Annotated in this window: 15 protein-coding genes and 2 pseudogenes; 2 read left to right on the top strand and 15 right to left on the bottom strand. The window is 33.8% G+C overall.

Annotation, left to right across the window (positions count from 1 at the left end):
- Positions 1 to 18: 18 nt before the first annotated feature.
- Both ERCIPSPA2889_RS01960 and efp read right to left on the bottom strand, forming a co-directional pair.
- Positions 19 to 669, bottom strand: coding sequence for an electron transport complex subunit E (locus tag ERCIPSPA2889_RS01960; RefSeq protein ID WP_157989184.1), 651 nt, complete (start codon positions 667 to 669; stop codon positions 19 to 21).
- A 1129-nt stretch (positions 670 to 1798) separates the two neighbouring features.
- Positions 1799 to 2389, bottom strand: coding sequence for an elongation factor P (gene efp / locus ERCIPSPA2889_RS01955; RefSeq protein ID WP_157989183.1), 591 nt, complete (start codon positions 2387 to 2389; stop codon positions 1799 to 1801).
- A gap of 63 nt (positions 2390 to 2452) precedes the next feature.
- Between efp and epmB the strand changes: the two genes are divergently transcribed.
- Positions 2453 to 3475: an EF-P beta-lysylation protein EpmB gene (gene epmB, locus ERCIPSPA2889_RS01950; RefSeq protein ID WP_157989182.1), complete on the top strand. Its 1023-nt coding sequence runs from the start codon at positions 2453 to 2455 to the stop codon at positions 3473 to 3475.
- Positions 3476 to 4437: 962 nt separating this feature from the next.
- Here epmB and secA read toward each other — a convergent pair.
- Positions 4438 to 7152: a preprotein translocase subunit SecA gene (secA, locus tag ERCIPSPA2889_RS01945; RefSeq protein WP_157989181.1), complete on the bottom strand. Its 2715-nt coding sequence runs from the start codon at positions 7150 to 7152 to the stop codon at positions 4438 to 4440.
- A gap of 449 nt (positions 7153 to 7601) precedes the next feature.
- On the opposite strand from secA, the gene ERCIPSPA2889_RS01940 reads away from it, so the two are divergent.
- Complete coding sequence (locus tag ERCIPSPA2889_RS01940) at positions 7602 to 7952, top strand: DciA family protein (RefSeq protein ID WP_157989180.1); 351 nt, start codon at positions 7602 to 7604, stop codon at positions 7950 to 7952.
- Positions 7953 to 8153: 201 nt separating this feature from the next.
- Here ERCIPSPA2889_RS01940 and lpxC read toward each other — a convergent pair whose 3' ends face one another.
- The 12 genes and pseudogenes from lpxC to ftsI form a co-directional block, all read right to left on the bottom strand.
- Positions 8154 to 9050 carry a UDP-3-O-acyl-N-acetylglucosamine deacetylase gene (gene lpxC / locus ERCIPSPA2889_RS01935; protein WP_157989179.1) on the bottom strand — a complete coding sequence of 299 codons (897 nt, stop codon included), beginning with the start codon at positions 9048 to 9050 and terminating at the stop codon, positions 8154 to 8156.
- A gap of 235 nt (positions 9051 to 9285) precedes the next feature.
- Positions 9286 to 10321: pseudogene (ftsZ, locus tag ERCIPSPA2889_RS01930) on the bottom strand (cell division protein FtsZ); the annotation flags it as partial.
- 69 nt (positions 10322 to 10390) lie between these two features.
- Positions 10391 to 11647, bottom strand: coding sequence for a cell division protein FtsA (ftsA, locus tag ERCIPSPA2889_RS01925; protein WP_157989177.1), 1257 nt, complete (start codon positions 11645 to 11647; stop codon positions 10391 to 10393).
- Positions 11648 to 12536: 889 nt separating this feature from the next.
- Complete coding sequence (locus tag ERCIPSPA2889_RS01920; RefSeq protein ID WP_157989425.1) at positions 12537 to 13457, bottom strand: D-alanine--D-alanine ligase; 921 nt, start codon at positions 13455 to 13457, stop codon at positions 12537 to 12539.
- A 36-nt stretch (positions 13458 to 13493) separates the two neighbouring features.
- Positions 13494 to 14939 carry a UDP-N-acetylmuramate--L-alanine ligase gene (murC, locus tag ERCIPSPA2889_RS01915; RefSeq protein WP_157989176.1) on the bottom strand — a complete coding sequence of 482 codons (1446 nt, stop codon included), beginning with the start codon at positions 14937 to 14939 and terminating at the stop codon, positions 13494 to 13496.
- Positions 14940 to 15016: 77 nt separating this feature from the next.
- Positions 15017 to 16083 (bottom strand): annotated as a pseudogene (gene murG / locus ERCIPSPA2889_RS01910) (undecaprenyldiphospho-muramoylpentapeptide beta-N-acetylglucosaminyltransferase).
- Between the two features lie 3 nt (positions 16084 to 16086).
- On the bottom strand, positions 16087 to 17214 hold the full coding sequence (ftsW, locus tag ERCIPSPA2889_RS01905; protein ID WP_157989175.1) for a cell division protein FtsW: 1128 nt from the start codon (positions 17212 to 17214) through the stop codon (positions 16087 to 16089).
- A 79-nt stretch (positions 17215 to 17293) separates the two neighbouring features.
- Positions 17294 to 18610 carry a UDP-N-acetylmuramoyl-L-alanine--D-glutamate ligase gene (gene murD, locus ERCIPSPA2889_RS01900; protein ID WP_157989174.1) on the bottom strand — a complete coding sequence of 439 codons (1317 nt, stop codon included), beginning with the start codon at positions 18608 to 18610 and terminating at the stop codon, positions 17294 to 17296.
- 2 nt (positions 18611 to 18612) lie between these two features.
- On the bottom strand, positions 18613 to 19695 hold the full coding sequence (gene mraY / locus ERCIPSPA2889_RS01895) for a phospho-N-acetylmuramoyl-pentapeptide-transferase (protein WP_157989173.1): 1083 nt from the start codon (positions 19693 to 19695) through the stop codon (positions 18613 to 18615).
- Complete coding sequence (gene murF, locus ERCIPSPA2889_RS01890; RefSeq protein ID WP_157989172.1) at positions 19689 to 21050, bottom strand: UDP-N-acetylmuramoyl-tripeptide--D-alanyl-D-alanine ligase; 1362 nt, start codon at positions 21048 to 21050, stop codon at positions 19689 to 19691. Before murF ends, mraY begins: the two co-directional genes overlap by 7 nt.
- Positions 21051 to 21055: 5 nt before the next feature.
- Positions 21056 to 22534: a UDP-N-acetylmuramoyl-L-alanyl-D-glutamate--2,6-diaminopimelate ligase gene (gene murE, locus ERCIPSPA2889_RS01885; RefSeq protein ID WP_157989171.1), complete on the bottom strand. Its 1479-nt coding sequence runs from the start codon at positions 22532 to 22534 to the stop codon at positions 21056 to 21058.
- Between the two features lie 16 nt (positions 22535 to 22550).
- Positions 22551 to 24296: a peptidoglycan glycosyltransferase FtsI gene (ftsI, locus tag ERCIPSPA2889_RS01880; protein WP_157989170.1), complete on the bottom strand. Its 1746-nt coding sequence runs from the start codon at positions 24294 to 24296 to the stop codon at positions 22551 to 22553.
- Positions 24297 to 25520: the final 1224 nt, after the last annotated feature.

Below are 25520 nucleotides of genomic sequence, written 5' to 3'. Positions count from 1 at the left end.
TAATAAAATTTTCCTATGTTAAATGTTTCTGTGATTTTTTAATTTTTTCTCAATAAAATGTTTTAAGGCCAAACTTAATCCTAGACCAATAAAGGCACCGGGTGGTAAAATTGCTAACAATAGAGGCCAATCAAAATGTATAACCTCTATTTTAATTGATTTAGCCCATAAACCTAATAAATGGTCCGCACCATTAAAAATAGTTCCATTACCAATAATTTCCCGTATTGATCCTAAGAATAGCATTACGCTAGTAGCGCCTAATCCAATTACTATTCCATCTAATGCTGACAGAAAGACATTATTTTTTGATGCTATCACTTCTGCGCGACCCACCACTATGCAGTTAGTCACAATAAGCGGAATAAAAATACCTAATGATTGATATAAATCATAAGCATAAGCATTTATGAGCATTTCCATACAGCTCACTACCGCTGCAATAATTATTACATAAATTGGAATACGAATTTCATAAGGAATCCAATGTCGTGATAGGGAAATGACGCTATTAGTAAGAAATAATACTATTGTGGTTACTATACCAAGACCAAGGGCATTAGTAGCATTAGAGGTAACGGCTAGTAATGGGCAAAGCCCCAATAGCTGAACTAGTGCTGAATTATTTTTCCATAACCCGTCTTTTATAATGTCACTCGCTTTTCTCATAAACCACTCCAACAAAGATGTATGTAGAAGATGTTCGAATGATTTTTTAATAAATCAAAAATAGGATACTACCATCGATAGCGACATAATCATAATTTTCTTATTTCGTGGTCGATCTTCTCTAAATACTATGCAATAAGTTATTAATAAATATTCTGTAAAAAAAATTCTTATACTACGTATTTTTTGAAGCCTTTATAAAACAATATTAATACTGAGAGAAAAATAAATATAATTATTTAACAAGAGCTACGTAAAAATATCATGCATAAAGCTAGACCTTATAACTAATAAAATATTTTATGATACTATTAATTTTTAAAATTAAAAAGTAGACAACAGATTAGAACTATTCTAACGATATCTATTACTTTATTTACTAAATCATTCCTTAAAGATAAAAATTTTTATATATTTATTTCAACTTAATGATTTAATAAAAACTGCGTAGTGCTAAGGTGTATAAAAATCAGCACTTTAAATAAATCATTTTTTGTATAATGATAATTAAATAAAAATAAATCATAATGATTTGTGATCTTTTTTTAATTTTATTTTTAAGTACGACATATATCTTCAATGTAAGTAACACTTAATCTATATAGATAGGATGTAAAGTTAGATCTATAGAGGCAATATATTAAATACTGAAATATATTAAACTTAATATCTCTATAATTACTCTATCATTAAAAATGATACAAGATGATTTTTTAGTTTCAATACGCAATGCCGTACAGCTATAAAAATAAACTCACTCAAGTTAAGCCTTCTTTTGTTTTGTTATGGATAGGCTCTATAAAATGCATATAAAAAATACAATACTACATCTATACTTAAAGTGGAGATTTGAGCTACATAAAAAGTTTTCTACGTAACATACAAATACATAGGTATACTTTAAATTAGTTAACTAATTAAGATATTTATATTCTTATTTTTTAATTGTAGATTATAGTATATAAGTACATGTAGAAGTATTTTCGTGGTACTTTTCAGGTTTTAGTTAAAATAGCTAGAACAATATACATTAATTATTTTTTCTTCTAGTAAACATAAATTTACATTTTTATATGAAACAAGACATATTCCATAAAGTCTAGAAAAACTTATGTTCATTTTTAATATATTATATAGTATCATAAGATATATTATATTTTACTCGTGAAACATATTCGCCTGATCGAGTGTCTATTTTAATAATTTCCCCAATTTTAATGAATAGTGGTACTTTTACTGTAGCGCCAGTAGAAAGAAGAGCGGGTTTAGTACTTGTACTGCTAGTATCACCTTTTAAACCTGGATTGGTATTAACAATTTCCAGCTCTACGAAATTTGGTGGCAAAACTTGTATAGGTCTATTATTCCACAACGTTATAAGACATTCAGCATTACGAAATAACCATTTATCTGTATTACCTACAATAATTGCCTCAATTTCATATTGTTCAAAACTTTTTGGATGCATAAAATAAAAAAATATACCATCATTATACAAATAATGTAAGCTTATATCTTCTATATCTGCTCTACAGAGTGTCTCCGTGGCTTTAAATGTTTTTTCTAGTCGCCCCCCTGTTAATAACCGGCGCATTTTAATTCGTGCAAAAGCTTGCCCTTTTCCTGGTTTAACAAACTCACTAGATTCAATAGTACATGGTTCACCGTCAAATATAATTTTCAAGCCAGGACGAAAATTATTAACAGAATAAGTAGGCATAATCGGTCCTCTATAATTAATAATTAGCATTAAGCTAAATGATTTTTAAATGTATCCCAAAATATGAAACCATTCTTACATACTCAAACTCTTATTCAAGAAGATTGGATATCGCAACTCACTAATGTCATTACTGATTTTAGTGAGTTATTAGAATTATTAGGATTGTCTAATCATGCTGATTTCGTGACGCAAAAAACTATAAAAGACTCTTTCTCTTTACGAGTTCCGCGCTCTTTTGTAGCGAGAATGCGTAAAGGAGATCCCAAGGATCCTTTACTTTTGCAAGTGGCTACCTCACAAAACGAGTTAATTAACACATTTGGTTATAATGTAGATCCGTTAAATGAGAGCAACTATATTTTCTCTGGCGTATTGCATAAATATCATAATCGTGCATTATTTTTAGTAAAAGGTCACTGTGCGGTGCATTGTCGTTATTGTTTTCGGCGTTATTTTCCCTACAAAGATCACAAGGGGAATAAGGTTAATTGGCAAAAATCTTTACAGTACATCCAAAAACAAAATGATCTAGATGAGATTATTTTATCTGGAGGTGACCCGCTGATAGCAACAGATGATGAATTAAGCTGGCTTTTTACGCAACTTGAACAGATTCCACATCTGAAGCGTATACGAATACATACTCGTCTTATAGTGATTATTCCACAGCGCATTACTACAACATTTTGCCAGCGTATAGAAAAATCACGACTAAAAGTATTAATAGTGACTCATATTAATCATAAACAGGAGATTAATGATCAGCTTTGCCATGGTATCTTAATGTTAACACGATCAGGTGTGACTTGTCTTAATCAAAGCGTTCTGTTACGTAATGTTAATGATAATGCAGTTACACTTGCAGCCTTAAGTAATGCGCTGTTTGATGCTGGCATTCTCCCATATTATTTACACTTGTTAGATAAAGTACAAGGTGCAGCGCATTTTTATGTTAACGATGATCGTGCACGTATCATTTTCCGTGATTTTATAACGAGAGTGTCAGGTTATATGGTTCCAAAATTAGTGCGAGAAATTCCTGGAAAATTAAGTAAAACACCAATAGATTTAAATATATATTAAGATAAAAAATATAATCTACTATTAAGAATAGATTTATAATCTGTTATATGTCAATTTTTGATATCTCAAGAATTATCTAATTTATGTATTATTAATGCATTAATAATAATTATTATACCTTACTCGTAAGTATATTAGATTATAAAATCTTAAGAAGAACGAATTTATGATAGATAAAAACATCTGTTACCTAAAAATTAATCAAAGATTTTATGCAACAATCTAATAATACTATGAATAATCACGAAAATGAGGAGCATAGTTTTAATAAAGGTATTTATAAATTCCCAGAGGGATCAGTAGAAGGGTCATTAGATATTACCTAACGTTTATATTATAGGACTTTTTTTATATTTTTATCATAAAACATCACAGAAAAATTATATACCTAAGTATATATATTTTAAAGTTTTATTAATATATTAGTTTTTATCTCATATATTTTACTGATCGAGAGAATTAGAATAAATGCGTGATAAGAATCATAACTTGTTTAATAAAAGCAACTTACATTGATATATAAATATTTTATTTCTCAAAAAACTATGTCATATTAATAAATACTATAATAAAGCATATAAAAATGCTATTTTAGATATAAAAATAAAGAATTAAGAAAATTATGTCTTTAATATCAATCACTATATAATGTCAGATTATTTATCAAAATTTAATTATTAGATTAATATGTTGTATAATTTTATTATAGAATGATTTATTATGTAATAGTTTTTGCATATCTAAAAATTGCTATAATAATATATTATCTTTTATTAAAAATATTCAAAGTATGAAATAGAAATGAATTAATAAGTTATCTAAATACTTTAAGCGTAGCTAAAAATCAACTAGATATAGATTTTTACCAAAATAAATCATAAAGCATTGATAAACTAATACATAAAAAAATTTTTATAAAACAATAATATATTGTATGCTTCACTAAATCACTTAAAAACGTTTTATACTATACGACCGCAGCAATTCTTATATTTTTTTTCTGAACCACATGGACAAGAGTAGTTACGTCCGATCAGGTATTGAGTCTGCTTTGAAGAGGGGGGTTGTTCTATTGCAGTATCAACATGCACCTGATGAACAAAATTTTGCTCCGGTATAATTTTTAGTGTCTGTTTAATATAAAACTCAGTTTTTTTATTTCCATATTCTTCTAAAATATATACTTGATCAACTTTATTAAGAGTTTTAATAGCTTCATATTTAAGTAATTCTAGCATTTGAGAAAACATCATGAAAGATTCTCGTTTGTATTCCTGTTTCGGATCTTTTTGGGCATAACCACGTAAATGAATTCCTTGTCGTAAGCAGTCCATCGCAGAAAGATGTTCTATCCATAATGTGTCTATAGTTTGCAATATTATGTTTTTTTCTAAGTTACAAATCACCTCAGGATTCACTAGATCTCTTTTTCTCTGATATTGAGATTTTGCTGTATCTATTATGCGCTTATGAAGCATTTCATCTTCTATATCTGGCATTTCAGCCAACCACTCAGTAATAGGAATGGTAAGTTCAAATTTTTTTTTAAAATATACCTGTAGACCAGAAATATCCCAAGTGTCCTCCATGGACTGTTGTGGAATGTAACGATTAATGATCATTCTGTAAACATCTTCCTGCATATTAGAAATAACATCTGAGATTTCAGATGCATCTAGTAATTTATTACGTTGAGCATAGATTGCGTGCCTTTGGTCATTAGCTACATCATCATATTCTAGTAATTGTTTTCGTATATCAAAGTTACGACTTTCCACTTTGCGTTGTGCATTAGCGATGGCTTGCGTTACCCACGGATGCTGGATTGCTTCACCTGATTTCATGCCTAATTTTCGCATCAAATTGATCATACGATCTGATGTAAAAATTCGCATTAGTGTATCTTCCATAGATAAATAAAAACGAGAAGAACCAGGATCACCTTGACGCCCTGAACGACCTCTAAGCTGATTATCGATTCTACGGGATTCATGACGTTCTGTCCCAATAATATGCAAACCTCCTGATTTTAACACTAAATTATGACGCTTTTTCCAGTCTGTTTTAATTTTTTGAATCTGCTTATGATCTTTTTCTGAAGCAGTAGTAAGTTCAGTATACCAGTTTCCGCCAAGTGAAATATCTGTTCCGCGTCCAGCCATATTAGTAGCGATTGTTACAGAGCCTGCTTGACCTGCTTGTGATATAATATCAGCTTCATGGGCGTGAAACTTTGCATTCAGTACAGTATGTTGGATACCAGCATTAGTTAATGCATAAGAGACCATTTCAGATTTTTCAATAGAAATAGTTCCTACTAGGACTGGCTGACCATTAGCTTTACATTTATGAATATCGTCAATAATCGCTTTAATTTTTTCTTTCTCGGTCATATAGACCAGATCAGGCAAATCTTGACGGATCATGGGGCAATTAGTTGGTATAACAACAGTATCTAAATTATAAATAGAATGAAACTCAAAAGCTTCAGTGTCAGCTGTTCCAGTCATTCCAGATAATTTCTCATATAATCGAAAATAATTTTGAAAAGTAATTGATGCTAAGGTTTGGTTTTCATTCTGAATATCTACGCACTCTTTAGCCTCGATAGCTTGGTGTAAACCATCTGACCATCGACGTCCTTGCATGGTCCGTCCGGTATGCTCGTCTACAATAAGTACTTCATTATTTTTTACAATGTAATCAACATTACAAATAAATAAAGAATGAGCACGTAAAGCAGCGATAACATGATGCATGATAATGATATTACTTTGTGAATACAGAGAATCACCATGTGCTAGTATTCCTGCAGTAACAAGTAATTGCTCTACAATCACGAGGCCACGCTCAGTCAGATGTACCTGACGAGATTTTTCATCTACCGAGAAATGACCTGATCCCTGAAATTTTTCAGAATCTTCTTTTTCCTGACGGATAAGATGTGGGATGATTTTATTAATTTTAATATATAAGTCTGAGTTATCCTCAGTAGGGCCAGAAATAATAAGAGGAGTGCGCGCCTCATCAATAAGAATGGAATCCACTTCATCAACAAGAGCATAATGCAATTTACGTTGCACTCGATCTTCTATATTGAAGACCATATTATCACGTAAATAATCGAATCCATACTCATGATTCGTTCCATAAGTAATATCAGCTGAATAAGCTGCATACTTAGATGAATGAGACATGCCTGGCAGATTAATTCCTACACTAAGACCGAGAAATTCAAATGTTAATCTGTTATGCTCTGCATCCCTCTTTGCTAAATAATCATTTACTGTAACTATATGTACTCCATGTCCGGACAGAGCGTTTAAGTATGCAGGTAGCGTGGCTGTCAGTGTTTTTCCTTCTCCAGTTCTCATCTCAGCAATACATCGACTATTCAGAACTATTCCACCAAGCAACTGAACATCAAAATGCCGAAGACCACAAACGCGTTTACTTGCTTCACGAACAGTAGCAAAGGATTCCGGCAGAAGACTATCTAATGCCTCACCACCCTTGATTCTTTCACGAAATTCAATTGTTTTTTTTCTGAGCTGTCTATCAGTTAACTTAACAAAATCTGGCTCCATTTGATTAATGTGATCTACGATTTTATATATACGCCGTAAGGTACGATCATTACTACTACCAAAAAATTTAGTTAAGAGTTTGCTAAACATAGTAAATAAGCTCTCAAAGTGTCTTTTTAAGACAATACGTGCTTCATATTTTATTGTAATATATCAGTATACGTATTAAGGAGGTATAATTTTAGGATTGGTAAAAAATACTAGTATTTTGAACTAATTACAGATGTCTTACTATATATAAAATATACTTTTTCAGTTTATCATAGTAATATGTAATGTACTTAATTCACACTAAGAATTCTGAATCATAATTTTTATGAAATTTCTAAAGAAAAAATTAAAATAATTCTAAAACATATAAAATATTATAAAAAATGTAGATTATGACATACTCAATATATTATATAATATCTATATATTTAAGTACGATAGATATCGTATAATATAATGCACATTATTTAGTAGCTTAACATTTAAGCGCATTACACATATAAATCTTTAGAGTATATCTCAAATGTATTATTTTTTGGAGTCTATTAATGCGTAATCACCAGCCGCAATTAGTTCAGAGTTTTCTAGAGAAAGCTCAAAAAAAAAGTGTACTACAATATATTTATCAGCGAATTACGCTCTTGCATGAAGTCGGTCTTTTGACTCGTAAAGTGATACCTGAATCACTGCATCCTTGGTATAATATAGCTAATATACATCAAGACACTCTAATACTGCATGCAGCAAATGCTAATTATTTAATGTGCCTACATTATGAGAAAACTAATTTACTTAAAATACTACAAGACAAAATATTACCATCATTGACATCTATTCATATCAGGATCAACCCCGCGATAATAATACAAGCTCAAAAAAACTATACAAGAGCGTTATAATCTGTTTGATATAGATTAGAAACAAAAAACCATTAAGATACTTTGGTAAGTAGAGCAACAATATCTCTCTAAATATTTCACAAGAATACCTAGAAGAATTCAAAAATACCTTAGAGAAGTTAATTGTCTTATCTATATGTAAAGATATATTTATTAAAAATAACTAATAGTTTTTAAATTATGCAAAAAAAATAGGTTTGGTTATATAAATGTGATTGGTAATAAATCTGCATGTTCAAAAGTTGCTAGTTCCCATGCTTCTTTTTGAGATAACATTGTTTGTAATAGTTTATTATTTAATGAATGACCTGATTTATAGGCAGTAAAAGCACCTAATATACTATGACCACACATATATAAATCACCGATGGCATCGAGTATTTTATGACGTACAAATTCATCTTTAAAGCGTAAACCCTCTGTATTCAACACACGATATTTATCCACTACTATAGCACAATCAAAACTCCCTCCAAGACATAGACCTCGGCACTGTAGGTTTTCTATATCATGTATAAACCCAAAAGTACGTGCTCGGCTAATTTGGGATGTAAAGGTTTCAGTAGAAAAGTCCATATAATAACGCTGAGTGCTCTCATCAATCGCTGGATGGTTAAAGTCAATTGTAAAATCTAATGAAAAACCATGATATGGTGAAAATTCTGCCCATTTTTCACCTTCTTCCACTCGTACTGATTGTTTAATACGTACAAATGTTTTAGCACTATTTAATTCTACAATACCAGCATCCATTAGTAAATAAATAAATGGCGCTGCACTACCATCCATAATTGGGATCTCAGGTGCGTTCACTTCTACAATAATGTTATCTACACCCAACCCTGCAAGAGCGGCATTAATATGCTCTACTGTGGAAATTCTGACTTTATGCTCATTCACTAAGCACGTGCATAACATGGTATCTCGTACTAATTGCGCTTTAGCCGGAATATCCACAGGAGGATTCAAGTCAGTACGACGATAAATTACTCCAGTATTAGCCAAAGCACAACGTAAGGTCAAAGTAATTCTTTTCCCAGTATGTAGACCAACACCAGTTGTCTGCACAGTACGTTTTAATGTCCGTTGTTTAATCATTTTATGATCTCAAACATGAGGGGTCTTATCTTAAATACACACTGAATAAAAAAATACTAATATGTTTGATTTACAAAAGACCCGATCTGACATTTAATTATGTTTTATTCTTTTGATTCTGCCTTTTTTCGTAAAAATGCTGGGATATCTAGATAGTTAGAGGGTTGACTTAACTTTGCTTCTCGTTCATGTGCGGTCCTTACAATAGGTTCTGATTCTAGCGTCATCGCAGGTAGTCCGCGTTGTTGATAGCGATTATCTCTCATAGAATGATGCATGGATTGTTTATTAGTAACTGATGTTATATCTTGGCATCTGCTCGCGCCAATACCAGTAGCTACGACTGTCACACGCAATGTATCATGCATTTCAGGATCTAAAGAAGTACCGATAACTACTGTCGCACTATCAGAAGCAAACGCCCGAATAGTGTTACCGATAGTTTCAAACTCATCTAAACGCAAATCAAAACCAGCGGTAATATTTACTAAGACACCGCGTGCACCAGAAAGATCAATATCCTCAAGTAATGGACTAGAAACCGCCATTTCAGACGCTTCTTCAGCGCGATCTTCACCGCATGCAATACCAGACCCCATCATTGCATAACCCATCTCAGACATTACAGTGCGCACATCAGCAAAATCAACATTAATAAGCCCTGGTCTAGTAATTAATTCGGCAATACCTTGTACCGACCCCTTTAAGACATCATTGGCTGCACCAAATGCATCGAGCAAAGAAACACCACGGCCTAGTACTTTTAATAATTTATCGTTAGGAATGGTAATTAATGAATCAACATACTTAGAAAGCTCCGCAATACCTTGCTCCGCGAATGACATTCGTTTTTTGCCTTCAAAATTAAACGGTTTTGTCACTACAGAAACAGTCAGGATGCCAAATTCTTTAGCCACTTCTGCAACTACTGGTGCTGCGCCAGTACCTGTGCCACCACCCATGCCTGCGGCAATAAAAACCATATCTGTATCTGTCAGTATTTGACGCAATACCTCACGATCTTCTTCTGCTGCATTTCTTCCTATCTCCGGATTTGCGCCAGCTCCAAGACCCTTAGTAATGGCATTACCAATCTGGATAGTTTGGTTAATAGTTGTTTTACGTAATGCTTGTGCATCTGTATTTACCGCAAAAAACTCCACACCTGCAATACTCTCCCGGATCATATGTTCAACAGCGTTCCCGCCACCTCCGCCCACACCAATGACTTTAATTATAGCGTCATTGGTTAACTCTAAGGGTTCAAACATAATATCGCTCCATTACATGCTATTCTTTTAAGGTTACTAAAAAGATAAAAATAATTCCTATTTAAACGATTAAAACTCTTTTTTTAACCATCGATTAATTTTTTTTAGCCATATGTTTACTGAAGATCTTTGCTTCATGGATTTTTGATTATTCATTCGATATTCTTTGCCGTAATGCAATAAACCCACTACTGTTGAATAAGATGATCCTTGTATAGTTTTTATTGAATCAGAAATATAAATCGGGTGCCCAATACGCACTTTCGCATGAAACACACCCTGCGCACATGCCGCTAGACCGTTGATTTGCGAAGCCCCACCAGTGAGAACAATACCTGCTGCAAGATGATACTTTACATTGTTTTTAGATAAACTATTTTGGAATTGTAAAATTTCATCATTGACTAAGTTAAGTAATTCTGTATAACGTAACTCAACAATTTCCGTAAGTGTTTTAAGTTGAAGATTTTGGGGTAAACGTCCTCCTACACTTGGCACTTCAACAATTTCATCTTCAACAGTAAGAGATTCTACTACGCACCCCTTACTTAATTTAATAGCTTCTGCATCAGCGGGAGGGGTTCCGAAAGCATAAGCAATATCGCTAGTGACAATATACCCTGCATATGGGATCACTTTACTGTAACGTAAGGCGCCATTGGTATATATAGCTATATCCATAGTTCCACCGCCAATATCTACTATACAAACTCCTAATTCTCTCTCATCTTCAGTTAATACTGCTAAGCTAGATGCTAGACCAGCAAAAATTAATTGATCTACCTTTAACCCACAGCGGGATACCACTTTAACAATATTTTTTGCCATATCATTATGGCATGTGATGAGGTGTACCTTAGCTTGCATACGCACACCAGACAGGCCAACTGGATTTTTAATTCCCTCCTGATAATCGATAGCATATTCCTGTGGAATGACATGAAGGATACGGTGCTCATCACGCATGCGAACAGATTGGGCGGTATGCACAACAGTATCTACGTCTTCCTGCGTAACCTCTTCCTCAGAAATAGGCACAATTCCTATCTCATTTTGACAGCTAATGTGTTGTCCTGATAAAGCTAGATAAACAGATTCAATCTGACAGTCTGCCATTAATTCAGCTTGATTGATTGCTTTTTTTACACACTGCACTACTAACTCAAGATTATTGACACCACCTTTATCCATGCCACGAGATAAAGATTCCCCGATTCCAATGACATTTATCATACCATCAGGTAAAACTTCCCCTACTATTGTTACAATTTTTGTAGTACCTATCTCTAAACCTACTAACAGTTTTTTATCTATTAATTTGATCATTGCTCTTTAACCTATGCATCACTATATGATAAAAACTACTGAGTGACCTAATCATGAGAACCATAAGGCAATTCACTTCTGGGGAGAATAATAGCACCAGAGCTTGCATAAATAACATATGTATGTACTATGCCTTTCTGTGCTACCTGAAATAGATATATTTAAAGACAACACCTTAATATTCTTATAGAGTTATAATGTTATTATATGAAATGCCCATTCCTAATCAATAATTATGTCATTACGTATGAAAATCATGCTTTATTTCTAAATTATTATACTCTTTATTAAATATTTCTTTGACGCCACAAGACTAATGTGATTAGAAAATCAATACAAAACTTTTTCTGCTCTGTACGTTGTTTAAAATAGTAAAAATAATTTAATAAAGACTATGAATTACTTATTTTTTTTCAGTTCAGAAAGCAAGTATTACTATGATGCATCGGTCTACAGTTATAATAAATTTTTATTCGTATGTATTACTTTTTAATAAAAATATACATATATATAGATCGATTTATTCTATACATAAAGAATCTAATTCATTCATAAAATATTCATGCTCTTTAGAAAAATTGTGCATTGAGTTCACACAAAACGATAAGTGTTATATTACACAGATTTATTATAAGCAAGGCTTCATCTTTAGATATTTATTTTTTTATTTTACAGAAATAATAAATATGTTATATTTTAATATCCATTAAGTGTTAGCTTTTAATTAATTAGGGGTTTAATTATATAATTCCTTTGTGTACTATTTGTATTATCCTGATGATGATACATAGTATCATTAGGTTTCGTGAAGTGTTTAATAATTACTAAATTAAATATTAATGTATATCAATGTATTTTATAGGTTAATCTTAAAATTTTATCTATCATGTTAATTCGCTAAATCCAGGATGCGCCCTATGAGTTCTAAAAAACTTATCCCTGCTTTTCTAGCTGCTATCGGTACTAAACTGCGATTACTCATTCCCGGAGAAGTGTTCACCTCTAGCAAATAAAAACGACCAGCGGCGTCTGTCATCACATCAACACGACCACAGCCTATACAGCCAAGTGCATTCCATGCTGCAAGACTTAGGGATTTTAAATCCTCTTCTTGTTCAATACTTAGACCTGATGGACAGAAATATTTAGTATCATTCGCAATGTATTTCGCATGATAACTATAAAACTCTCTAGAACATTGAATACGCAGTGATGGTAGAACTGTTTGACCAATAACGCCGATAGTATATTCATCACCGTTTAAAAATGCCTCTATTAATATTTCTTCATCATAATGAAAAGCTTTTATTAATGCTGGCTCTAAATCTGACATGCAGTTAACACGTGAGACACCTAGACTAGATCCTGCACGATTAGGTTTTACAAACACAGGTAGCCCTAGATGACTGAGATTTTTTCTTACTTGGTCAGATAAATTTCCATTCATTTGTGATTGATTTAATGAAATAAAAGGACATGTTGACAAACCATAACCTTTCCATAAATATTTACTCTGTATTTTATCTATACTTAAAGATGAAGCCAATACCCCGCTTCCAGTATAAGGAATTTTAAGATATTCCAATACGGCCTGAATTGTACCGTCTTCACCACCTCGTCCATGCAATGCAATAAAAGCTTTAATAAATCCCTCTTGTTTTAATTGACAAATTGGAAAATTGCTTGTATCTATAGGATGAGCATCGAATCCGATGTCTCTTAGGCCATTTAAAACTTCCTGCCCTGATAATAGAGAGATCTCTCGTTCTGAAGAGCAGCCTCCCATTAAAACTGCTACTTTTCCAACCATCATAATCTCCTTTGAAAATTAATCAAACATTAACCTTTATGATAGCGCTCTAGAAATCTCATAGGCAATAGTCTCTATATCTCCAGCACCTTGCACTAAAACAAGATTGTTTCCCGTTAATCGCGGAAGAAGATTTTTTAGCACTTGGTTATGATTAGATATTAAAATTGGATTTAATTTTTTATAGTCACGAATAGAACAGCATAATGAATTACTATCTGCTCCACTGATTGGAGACTCACCAGCAGAATATACCTCTAGCATTATCAACTCATCCACCTGAGATAAAACATTAGTAAAATCAAAATGTAAATCACGAGTACGGGTATAACGATGTGGCTGAAAAATCATAATCAAGTTTCTATCCGGCCACATAGACCGTATAGTTTTAATAGTAACATTTATTTCTGTTGGATGATGGCCATAATCATCAATAAGTATAACTGTACCTGTACAACCATTTACTTGATCTAATGAATACTCACCTAGTATATCAAAACGTCGACTAACCCCTTGAAAATTCTGCAAGGCACAAATAATATCTGCATCGGAAATTCCATCTTCAGCTGCTACTGCTACAGCAGCAGCTGCATTAAGAGCATGATGCAATCCAGGAATATTTAAGGTAATTTCCATTACTGGTTTATTCTGACGTATCAAGGTAAAGTAACTTTTTCCTTTATCATATTGATAGTTTAGAACTTGTATATCAGCATCTTTGCTATATCCGTAGGTTATAATTTTACGTTTTATATGCGGTATAATACTACGAATAACTTCATCATCAATACATAAAATAGCCCTTCCATAAAACGGAAGATTATGTAAAAATTTGATAAAAGTCTGTTTAAGTTTGTAAAAACTACCCTGATAAGTATCTAGATGATCAGCTTCAATATTTGTAATCACAGCTAAGATTGGTTGTAAACAAAGCAATGACGCATCACTCTCATCTGCTTCAGCAATCAAATAGCAACTTTTTCCAAGACGAGCGTTAGTGCCAATTGCTTTTACTACCCCTCCATTAATTAATGTAGGGTCTAAACCACCTTCTTCATATATGCATGCAATCATAGCAGTAGTGGTTGTTTTTCCATGTGTACCTGAAATGGTAATTCCATATCGGAATCGCATTAACTCTGATAGCATTTCTGCACGTCGAATGACCGGAATATTTGCTCTATGTGCAGCCACTACCTCTGGGTTATCCTCTGATATGGCGCTTGATATCACTACTAGATTAGAATTTTTTATATTTTCTGAGTAATGATGACAGAATATTGTCACTCCAATCGTCTTTAAGTATTGTGTGATCACGTTGGGCATTAATTCTGAACCACTGATTGTATAACCTTCTTGTGCTAAAATTGTAGCAATTCCGCTCATCCCAGAACCACCAATACCAACAAAATGAATATGCTGAAAGTAACGCATTTTAGATGTAATGGCACGCAATACACTCACTGGTTTAGCATTCGTCATTTTGTACCGCCAGTCATCTTTTGTGTTGAGATTTTTAGATAAACATATTTTATATAAATGTATATATTATATATAATTTAAGGATATTGACGTACTGCATTTCTTATTACAGAGGACACGCGCGTGGTTGCATCTAATATAGCTATAGAGCGAGATTTCTCAGCCATTATCAAAAGCTTATTACGATCCCATGCTGCTAAGGTCTGTGATACTATATCAGCAGTAAATTCCTTCTGTTCATAAATAATCGCACCACCAATTCTCGCTAATTGTAATGCATTCCAGTATTGCTGACGATCCTTATGTTGAAAAGGAACAAAGATTGCTGGAAGACCTACAGCAGAAATTTCACTAACAGTCATAGCACCCGATCTACAGATTACTACATCTGCCCAAGAATAGGCAGCTGCTATATCGTCAATAAATTCTGATACTATATAAGGTAAACAATTCAGTTTAGCATAATCTTTGTTTACTATATTTAGAGAGTCCTTTCCAACTTGATGCCATAGCTTAATCTTTTCACCCATCTCCGCGGCTACTTGAGGCATAATCTGATTTAATATGCTTGCGCCTTGACTGCCTCCCAGAATTAGTACGCGGATTGCACCTTTACGCCCCGAAAAACGTACAGACGGTTCAGGTAGCGCTAAAAGATCTTCACGTATTGGGTTTCCTACAACTTCTGCAGAATCAAGCGCTCCTGGAAACGCTTGTATGACTTTACTGGTAATTTAGATAACCACTGATTAGTTAACCCAGCAATACCATTTTGTTCATGAAGTATTAGAGGCACACCACAACTCCAAGCTGCTAAGGCACCTGGACCGGATACATAACCTCCCATCCCCAATACCACATCTGGCTTCCATGCTTGAATAATTTTTCGTGCTTGATGCCAAGCATACAAGATTCTCACTGATGATGATAGTAAGCTTAAAATTTTTTGATTGCGTAGCCCCCGAATCCGTATAAACTCAATATCAATACCATGTTTAGGAACTAAATATGACTCCATTCTTTCAGCGGTACCTAACCAAAGAATTTTCCATTCCAATTTTATGAGATAATTAGCCACAGCTAAACCCGGAAAAATATGCCCACCGGTACCACCAGCCATTACCATGAGTTTTTTGTTAGTCATTCATTATCCTCGTTTAAAGGCCTGAGTTTTTGTTAAACGTATTTCATAATCGATTCGTAATAAAAACACAATAGCTGTTGACATAATGAGCAAGCTTGACCCACCATAACTAATCAATGGCAGCGTTAAACCTTTAGTTGGCAACATGCCGGCTGTAGCTCCAACATTTACCAGCGTTTGAAAACTAAACCAAATGCCAATCGCACATGCAAGAAAACCAGAAAAACATTGATTAACCTTTAATGCGTCTCGACCAATAAACATTGCACGAAATGAGACAAGAAACAGCATGGTTAATCCTGCAAAAGCACCAATATAACCCAATTCTTCGCCAATAATGGAAAATATAAAATCTGTATGAGCTTCTGGAAGATACTCCAACTTTTGTATTGAGTTACCTAGCCCCTGTCCTAATAATTCGCCTCGGCCAAATGCCATTAAAGATTGAGTAAGTTGATAACCGCTTCCAAACGGATCACCCCATGGGTTCCAGACAGAAATTATTCGTCGTATGCGATATGGTTCTGTCACAATTAAAATGCTAATAGCAGCAATACCAGAGCTAATAATCGCTAAAAATTGCCATACTTTTGCGCCTCCTAAAAATAATATAGAAAGTGTAGTAATAAAAAGGACTACTACAGTCCCTAAATCTGGTTGCGCTAATAACAACACCGCCAGTATTAGCATAACACCCATAGGTTTAAAAAACCCCCAAAAATGATTCCGAACCTCATGAGATTTTCGTGCCAAATAGTTAGATAGATAACAGAATAACGATAATTTAGATAATTCTGCAGGTTGTATACTAACAGGCCCTAGTGAAAGCCAGCGAATTGCACCATTAACTGAATTACCTGTTACCAGAACTAAAAGTAGTAGTACTATTGCCATGAGTAACATAATACCACTAAATCGCTGCCAGAAACTCATAGGAATGCATAACGTAATTCTAGAAAACCCAAGAGATAATAACAAATACAATGCATCACGCTTAGCAAAAAGTAGAGGGTCTTCTACTAGGCGCTGACTGATTGCCATTGAGGCTGATGTTACCATTATTAACCCTATGACTGTTAAACCAAATGTTAACCATAGTAAAGTACGGTCATATAGCAACAGTATATTCATTTTATAATTCCTGAGGCTGATTGTCTAAGTTATGCATAAAAAATTACAAAACGAACTAATCTAATACACGCTATAAGCATTAGCCAACTGTTTGTGCTATTTTAGTAAATAAGGCACCACGTTCTTCAAAATTAGTAAACTGATCGAAGCTAGAACAGGCTGGCGCTAATAGCACTATATCTCCAGGTTGTACTTTTAAGGCGATTTCGATCATAGCTTCAGGCATAGTTTCAGTCTGTACTGTAATATCTGGACGTAATTGTGCTAATTTAACCCTATCACGACCAAAACAGTAAATACGAAGGTTTTTTTTCTGAAGGGGCTTTCTGAGTGGTTTTAAATTAGATGACTTACTGTCTCCGCCTAGCAATAACCATAAGGTCCCATCAGGTTCTACGCTATTTAGTGCTGCAGATGTACTGCCAACATTGGTAGATTTAGAGTCATTAATCCACTGAACACCATTATTTTGATGTACAATCTGAAATCGATGCTCTAGACCTTTGAAGCTAGTCAGTGAAGATAAGCTGATACTTCTCGGGATATTTAGTGCATCTGCTAAGGCTAGCGTAGCTAGTGCATTAGTAAAATTATGCTTACCAATAATGCGCATTTCATTAATATTCAATACGTTTTCTCCTAAAGCATGCAACCAGGTACTGTTATTCTGATTCTGAAAATGATAATCGCCAGTGTTTTCCCCAAAACTACGATGACATGAATGAGAATGACGTACTGGTATAGTTTTTGCGTCATCAGCATTCACTAGACAAATCGAAGCGTTTTTATAAATACGCAGTTTAGCAGAACAATATTGCTGTATACCCAATGGATATCGATCCATATGATCTTCAGTTACATTCAAGATAGTTGCTGCTAGTGCCTGCAGGCTATAGGTTCTTTCAAGTTGAAAACTAGATAATTCTAAAATATATAATTGTGCGGGTTTCTGTAGCAACCTAAGGGCAGGAACACCAATATTACCACCTATTCCAACTGTCCATCCCATAGATTGAGCGATTTTACCTACCCAAGATGTAACAGTGCTTTTACCATTAGATCCGGTGATAGCAACAATTGGAATCTGTGTTTCACGACAAAACAACTCGATATCACTAATAATTTTAATGCCTGCCTGTGCAGCTGCTATAAGAGATGGCTGTAAAGGAGAAACACCAGGACTAATGATAATCAGATCAGCATTTAGTAACCAAACATTATTGATCTCACCTAGACAATATTCAATATTTTTTGGTAAAAGATTTAATAATGGAGGTGTAATGCGCGTATCTATGACACGCGGCATCACGCCACGTGTCAGAAAAAAATCCACACATGAGGTACCCGTAAGACCAAAACCAATAATAACGACTTTTATGCCTGTATAATTATTCACGCTCATCTTATCTTAAGGGTCACTAAACTAATTAAAAGTAAAATGAGTGAAATAATCCAACACCGAACAATAATACGAGGCTCTGGATAGCCATTTAACTCATAATGATGATGTATAGGGGCCATACGAAAAATACGCTGACCACACCATTTAAAATAGCCAACCTGTAGTATTACCGATGCTGTTTCTATCCAAAAAACTCCACCCATTATAAGAAGTAGACACTCCTGGCGCAATAATATTGCTATAACACCAAGCGTGGAACCTAAAGCAAGAGAGCCAATATCACCCATAAATATTTGCGCAGGGTAGGTATTAAACCATAAAAAACCTAAGCCAGCTCCAAAAATTGCAGCACAAATAATGGCTAACTCACTAATATTTGCTATATAAGGAATATGTAGATAAGAAGCATATTTTTCAGTCCCTGTTGCAAAAGCTACTATAGCTAGTCCTATCGCGATAAATACAGTAGGGATAATTGCTAAACCATCCAATCCATCAGTGATGTTAACGGCATTGCTGGTTCCTACGATGACAAGATACGTTATTAAAAAATAGAATACACCTAATTGGTGTATAATACTTTTAACAAATGGTAAAACTAAAAAAGTAGTGTATGTTTCTCTACCTATTATATACATCACTATAGAAACTAATAAAGCAATCACCGATTGCCAAATGTATTTCCAGCGTGCTGGTAATCCCACAGTATTTTTATGTACTATTTTTTTATAATCATCTATAAAACCAATAATACCATAACTCAACAAAACAAACATCACCAACCAGATATATATGTTACATAGATCAGCCCAAAAAAATACTGACATACTAATAGCTACTAAGATTATAATACCACCCATTGTTGGTGTACCGTTTTTATTAAAATGGGTCTTTGGGCCATCCATGCGTATAATTTGACGACATGATAGTTTTTTAAGATAAAAAATCATACGACGACCGATCCACAAAGATACACAAAGAGAAGTAAAAAAACTACAAATAAAACGAAAAATTATATCAGAAAGAGCAGTAAAACCAGAATAAAACATAACTAAATATTCTTCTAGAAAGACTAACATACACCTTTCTCCTGTAAAATATTTACTATTTTTTCCATACATGAACTACGCGAACCTTTTACTAACAAAGTAATATATTGATGTTTCATTAACAATTCATGCGCCCTTTTTCCTAATTCTGTATGCTCTTTAAAGTATTCACCTATAGCGCTTTTGCGCGCGATAAGCATTCCTAATGATCCTGTACTTAATACTTTATTAATGCCTGAACTATAAATTAAATCACCTATCTGAGAATGATATTTAATTGCATATTTCCCCATTTCTGCCATATCACCAACGATCATAACGCGATAACCAGGTCTTGCAGATAGGATTTTTATTGCAGCAATCATAGAGCCCATATTAGAGTTATAGCTATCATCTATTAGTAACTTATTTTTGGTAAAATATATCGAAAACAAACGCCCTGGTATTTCTTTTATGTGACGTAAGCCCCTTGGTATTGCATGTAATGGTGCGCCAATAGAGAGCGCTAATGCGCTAGCTGCAAGCGCATTAGCAACTTGATGATCCCCATGCAATGGCAAAGAAATTTCTATAGAACCTTGAGGAGAATGTAAGTTAAATAAAGTACCAGATGCACTATAAGAAATATCAGATGCATAAAAATCACTTGTTCTTTTTTTATGTATTGAAAAACGCCAAACAGCTCTTTCTTTAAGAACATGCCCCCAATGCGCTAAATCATGACTATCGTTATTAATAATAGCAGTACCGTGTATTGGTAAATGATTGAAAATCTCTCCTTTAGCTTTAGCTAAACCAGATAAAGAACCAAAACCTTCTAGATGGGCCGCTGAGAGATTATTAATAAGTACGCTTTCTGGCTTAGCCAACTGAACAGTATAAGCAAGCTCTCCTATATGACTAGCGCCGAGCTCTACAACAACATACCGATGCTTTGCATGTAGACCTAGAAGTGTCATTGGTACTCCAATATCATTATTAAGAGTGCCAACAGTAGATAATGTTTGATCACAGTGACGTAAAATAGTAGTGGTCATGTCTTTAACAGATGTTTTTCCTGAAGATCCTGTAATTGCCACAACTCTAGCATCAGATTGTTGACGTACCCATGCAGCTAACTTACCTAGCGCAATACGCGTATTCTTTACTACCACGCATGGAGTTTTAAAGTGCGAATATTTACTGACCAAAAGGCCAGAACATCCTGCATTTATAGCAAATGCAATGAAATCATGAGCATCATAATGTTTCCCTTGTAAGGCTATAAAAAAACTCCCTGTTCGCAATTGACGTGTATCAGTACTAATATCAGATATAGTTATATCAGTCCCATAAAGAATCCCACCAGTAATTTCTGCTACTTGTTGTAAAGTTATAGGAATCATGTTAACTACCTTAAGAGAGTTAAAACTATATTTTTATCAGAGTAGTTTATATTGTCTTTTTCGAAGATTTGATAATTTTCACTACCTTTACCAGCAATGAGTACAACATCATTGATTTTTGCTTGTTTTATTGCATACGTTATTGCTTGGACTCGATTAATGATTACATAAGCAGTTTGTGGATAGACCAATCCACTTAATATATCTCTGATAATAGCTACAGGATCTTCACTGCGAGGATTATCATTAGTAACAATTAAAAAATCAGAAAGACGTTCAGCAAGCTTGCCCATCATAGGACGCTTACCTGAATCACGATCACCGCCACAACCAAAAATACACCACAATTTACCCTTACAATACCGGCGCGTTTCTATTAATGCTTGCTCTAATGCACAAGGGGTGTGAGCATAATCTATTACTACCTCGGGTTTGTGAGTGACCCGAAACATCTCCATGCGACCAGTAACAGGTTTTAGCTGTGTTGCGGTACGTGTTAAGACCTCTAAGGGATATTGTAACGATAGTAGGGTTGCTAAACAAAGCAAAAGGTTACTAACATTAAACGAACCTATTAAATGAGTCTCGATATATCCCGATCCCCAGCTAGAAGCAAAGCCTATACTAGTACCATTATTGCTATAAGAAACTTTTTTAGCTATCAACCATTGTTGTTGCCGATTATAGTGATTAGTATGATCCATACTGACGTAGACTGCGTTTGGTAGTTTTTTCAACCATTTTCGACCTACTTCATCATCACCATTAATGATGATTTTTTTTATTTGATATTTACAAAATAGCTGCCATTTGCTATTTTCATAATGATTCATGTTGCGATGATAATCCAGATGATCACGACTGAGATTAGTAAACACCGCCGCTGAAAAAGGTAAAGCCGCTACGCGACCTTGAGCAAGAGCGTGAGAGGAAACCTCCATACCTACTAAACTTACACCCTTCTTTACTAAAGTAAACAACGTATTTTGTATATCTATTGCAGAATCAGTTGTATTATCTGTTAGAGCTAAGCACCCATATAAACCATTGCCAAGTGTACCCATGATAGCACTCACACTACCTAATAATTGAACCCATTGAGCTAATAGATGCGTCACAGTAGTTTTACCATTAGTACCAGTTACACCAATGAGCTTTAATTGTAAACCCGGATTCTGATAAAAAAACCCTGCAATCTTCGAAAGAGACTGAGTGAGGTTTTCAATATAAGTCACTGGAATATTGCAAAAATATTGAATTTCTCCATGCTGAGTATAACCTTTAGCTTCAGCAACAACTGCTACCGCGCCTTTAGAAATAGCTTGTGCAATAAAATTACGTCCATCGATTTTATGCCCGTTAATAGCAACAAAAAGATCTCCTGACATTACTTTACGACTATCTAAAGTAATCCCCCGCAAAAGACAATTTGGTGCATTAGATACCCATGGTTCTAGCAAGGTTCTCAGATTGCGATATAGCACTTTTCGTTTCTCATTTTTATGGATTATGGGTTTTTTGTGAACTAAAGCTAGATAATGTATCAGGTTTAATTTTCATAATATGGAGAACTTCAGTCATAATACTACTAAAAACAGGAGCTGAAACAGCCCCACCATAATATTGTCCAGATTGCGGATCATTAACTACAACAACTAGCGCAAAACGAGGCTTACTAGCAGGTGCTATTCCAGCAGTGTAAGCAATATATCGGTTAATAAATTTGCCATTTTTACCTACTTTTTTCACGGTACCTGTTTTAATAGCAATGCGATAATCTTTAACAGCAGCTTTAACGCCACAACCACCTGGGAGAGATACGCTTTCCATCATATGCAGTACTGTACGTACTGTTTGAGCAGGGAAGATTCTCTTCCCTTCTATTGGAGTAGAAACTTTCATAATGGATAATGGACGATAAATACCATAACTACCGAATGTTGCATAGACTCGTGCTAATTGTAACGGCGTTACCATAAGGCCATAGCCAAAAGAAAATGCCGCCCTTTCTATATCAGACCAACGTTTTTTTTGAGGAAAGAACCCTCTACTTTCCCCAATCAAACCAAGGCTAGTTGTCTTTCCTAACCCAAAACTCGAGTAAGTATCGACTAATACATGCGATGGCATAGATAATGCTAGACGAGTAACGCCAACATTAGATGATTTTTGTAGAACTCCAGTAAGCGTTAGTTCATGATACAATGTTACATCGTGAACTACATGCCCATTAATTCGTAAAGGTTCGGTGTTTAATATACTATTCTCATTGACGACTCTACTCTGGAGTGCGCTTAAAATTACCATAGGTTTTACCGTTGACCCTGGTTCAAACATATCAGTAATCGCACGATTACGCATCGCACCTTGATTAGCTCCATCTAAGTTGTTTGGATTATAGGATGGACTATTCACCATTGCTAGAACCTCTCCTGTATGAATATCTAGAAGAACTGCTGTACCGGATTCAGCTCTATGAAAAGATACCGCTTTATGGAGCTCATGATACACTTGCGTTTGAAGACGTACATCAATACTTAAAGTAAGGTTATTAGATTCCTGACGATCAACTAAAGGAATGTCTTCAATAACCTGACCAAGACGGTCTTGACGGACTATACGAGAACCAGGTTGTCCCGTAAGCCATTTATTAAAGCTTTTCTCAATACCCTCAATACCTTCCCCATCAATATTAGTGATACCAATTAGATGTGAGGTAACTTTCCCAGCAGGATAATAGCGACGAGATTCATTCCGTAGAAATATACCTGGCAACTTTAGTTGTTTAATATACTCACTAATTTCTGGGTCCACCTGACGTGCCAGATAAATAAATTGACTAGATGGTCGAGCGTTCACCCGTTCCATGAGCTTATTTATTGGAATTGATAATATATTAGCTAATGCTTTCCAGTGATCGTCTAGAATAATGCCACCCTGCTTATGCAGTTCCTTAGAATCAGCTAAAATAGAATAAACAGGTACACTAACTGCTAAAGGGCGACCCTTGCGATCTGTAATAATGCCACGCGCCGTCGGAATGACTTGTACACGTAGTGAGCGCATATCACCTTCATGCACTAATCTCTCAGGGAAGATCACTTGCAACCAAGCTAAACGAAAGAGTAAACCAATCATTCCAAAAAAAATAAAACTACATAACAAAGTAAAACGCCAGTAACAAAAACTACTCTGTGGTCCTCTGTTTTTTAATCTCTGATTGTATATATTTTTTACTCTTCTCATCCCGTACACTTTGCCTTTACTGAAAACTATCATTTTCTAAACACATATAATTATGTTATATCCTGCTTACAGTAATGATATAATTCATTTGCGTATACATTAAGTTGATTCTAATAAAATTAGAGATTTCTGTTAAATATGTAGTCTAAGTGCTATATAGACTCTCCTTATGTTGAGTTTTTTAGAAGGTCTAATATATATTTCGTTAACCACTTCTCTACATTATGAGAACAATCGTTTTGAGCTATTATTAAATAGAGCATTTTAGTTTTATAGTACATAAACGTTTGGAGTGTCATGAAGAGACATGTTGTGGTGATTCATTAAACTATATTATGCATTCATAAAATAATTATAATGGGATTGGAGTGTTAGAAATGGAATACACTGAATAGTGTGCGTATGTTCTGTTATACTTATAGCGCTGTTTTTAGATAAACGCTTAAGGTTCTTATTATTTTTGGAAATATATGCATTCAGTATCCTCAGCAATTCAATGTATTTACATAGCAATGTATCTACATAGAAATATATATTATTATAATAATAATATGCGCTCGTGTATTAGTTACAATTAATATTTCTTCAAAAACAGACTACATTTATATTTATATACTCTTGTATTATTAAACAAATATAATAATGCAAAAATTAGGATATTTAGTATTCTACTAAAACACTATATTCATATATTTTCATAAAGTATACTACTGATTTATTATTTAAAATGAAATCTTATAGTTATGATTATAATAATATTGTAATTTTTTTCTATCAAGGGTCAATATTAATAATATCTAAACTATTTAATTAATCTAGTCATTGCATCATGCACAAATCCTTATGTCACTATATTTTACAATATTTTTGTTATTAATGTACTACACATTTCTACTTATTTGATATAGAAAAATAACAGTATTTTACTTTTAAAGATAATTATTTAATTAAATTTAATTATATTAAATAGAAAAATATTGTTAATGCATACTGACATTTAATTCTATTATTATAGATTAATAATATATAATTATAGAAGTTTTTTTTTCATTATTTTGGTTTATTATACCAGAGATGCATTTATATATAATTTTAGTAGACAAAATGCTACATTTTTAATAAATAGAAAAATTTATTTAAATTTTGATCATGAACAATAAAGACTTGTGATATGCACATAATGTTGATCTTAGAAGGTAATCGCTTCTCAACTAAAAATTCTGT

Source organism: Candidatus Erwinia haradaeae (assembly GCF_900698985.1).
In the GTDB taxonomy this organism is placed as follows: Bacteria; Pseudomonadota; Gammaproteobacteria; order Enterobacterales; family Enterobacteriaceae; genus Erwinia_E; species Erwinia_E haradaeae_B.
This window is presented reverse-complemented; position numbering and strand designations above follow the sequence as displayed.

Excerpts from the sequence above, each read along its gene's own strand:
- murC (WP_157989176.1), bottom strand. The coding sequence starts at position 14,939 with ATGACGAATGCTAAACCAGTGAGTGTATTGCGTGCCATTACATCTAAA.
- ERCIPSPA2889_RS01940 (WP_157989180.1), top strand. The coding sequence starts at position 7,602 with ATGCGTAATCACCAGCCGCAATTAGTTCAGAGTTTTCTAGAGAAAGCT.
- ERCIPSPA2889_RS01960 (WP_157989184.1), bottom strand. The coding sequence starts at position 669 with ATGAGAAAAGCGAGTGACATTATAAAAGACGGGTTATGGAAAAATAAT.
- ERCIPSPA2889_RS01920 (WP_157989425.1), bottom strand. The coding sequence starts at position 13,457 with ATGGTTGGAAAAGTAGCAGTTTTAATGGGAGGCTGCTCTTCAGAACGA.
- efp (WP_157989183.1), bottom strand. The coding sequence starts at position 2,389 with ATGCCTACTTATTCTGTTAATAATTTTCGTCCTGGCTTGAAAATTATA.
- ftsA (WP_157989177.1), bottom strand. The coding sequence starts at position 11,647 with ATGATCAAATTAATAGATAAAAAACTGTTAGTAGGTTTAGAGATAGGT.
- ftsI (WP_157989170.1), bottom strand. The coding sequence starts at position 24,296 with ATGAGAAGAGTAAAAAATATATACAATCAGAGATTAAAAAACAGAGGA.
- epmB (WP_157989182.1), top strand. The coding sequence starts at position 2,453 with ATGAAACCATTCTTACATACTCAAACTCTTATTCAAGAAGATTGGATA.
- murF (WP_157989172.1), bottom strand. The coding sequence starts at position 21,050 with ATGATTCCTATAACTTTACAACAAGTAGCAGAAATTACTGGTGGGATT.
- mraY (WP_157989173.1), bottom strand. The coding sequence starts at position 19,695 with ATGTTAGTCTTTCTAGAAGAATATTTAGTTATGTTTTATTCTGGTTTT.
- secA (WP_157989181.1), bottom strand. The coding sequence starts at position 7,152 with ATGTTTAGCAAACTCTTAACTAAATTTTTTGGTAGTAGTAATGATCGT.
- ftsW (WP_157989175.1), bottom strand. The coding sequence starts at position 17,214 with ATGAATATACTGTTGCTATATGACCGTACTTTACTATGGTTAACATTT.
- lpxC (WP_157989179.1), bottom strand. The coding sequence starts at position 9,050 with ATGATTAAACAACGGACATTAAAACGTACTGTGCAGACAACTGGTGTT.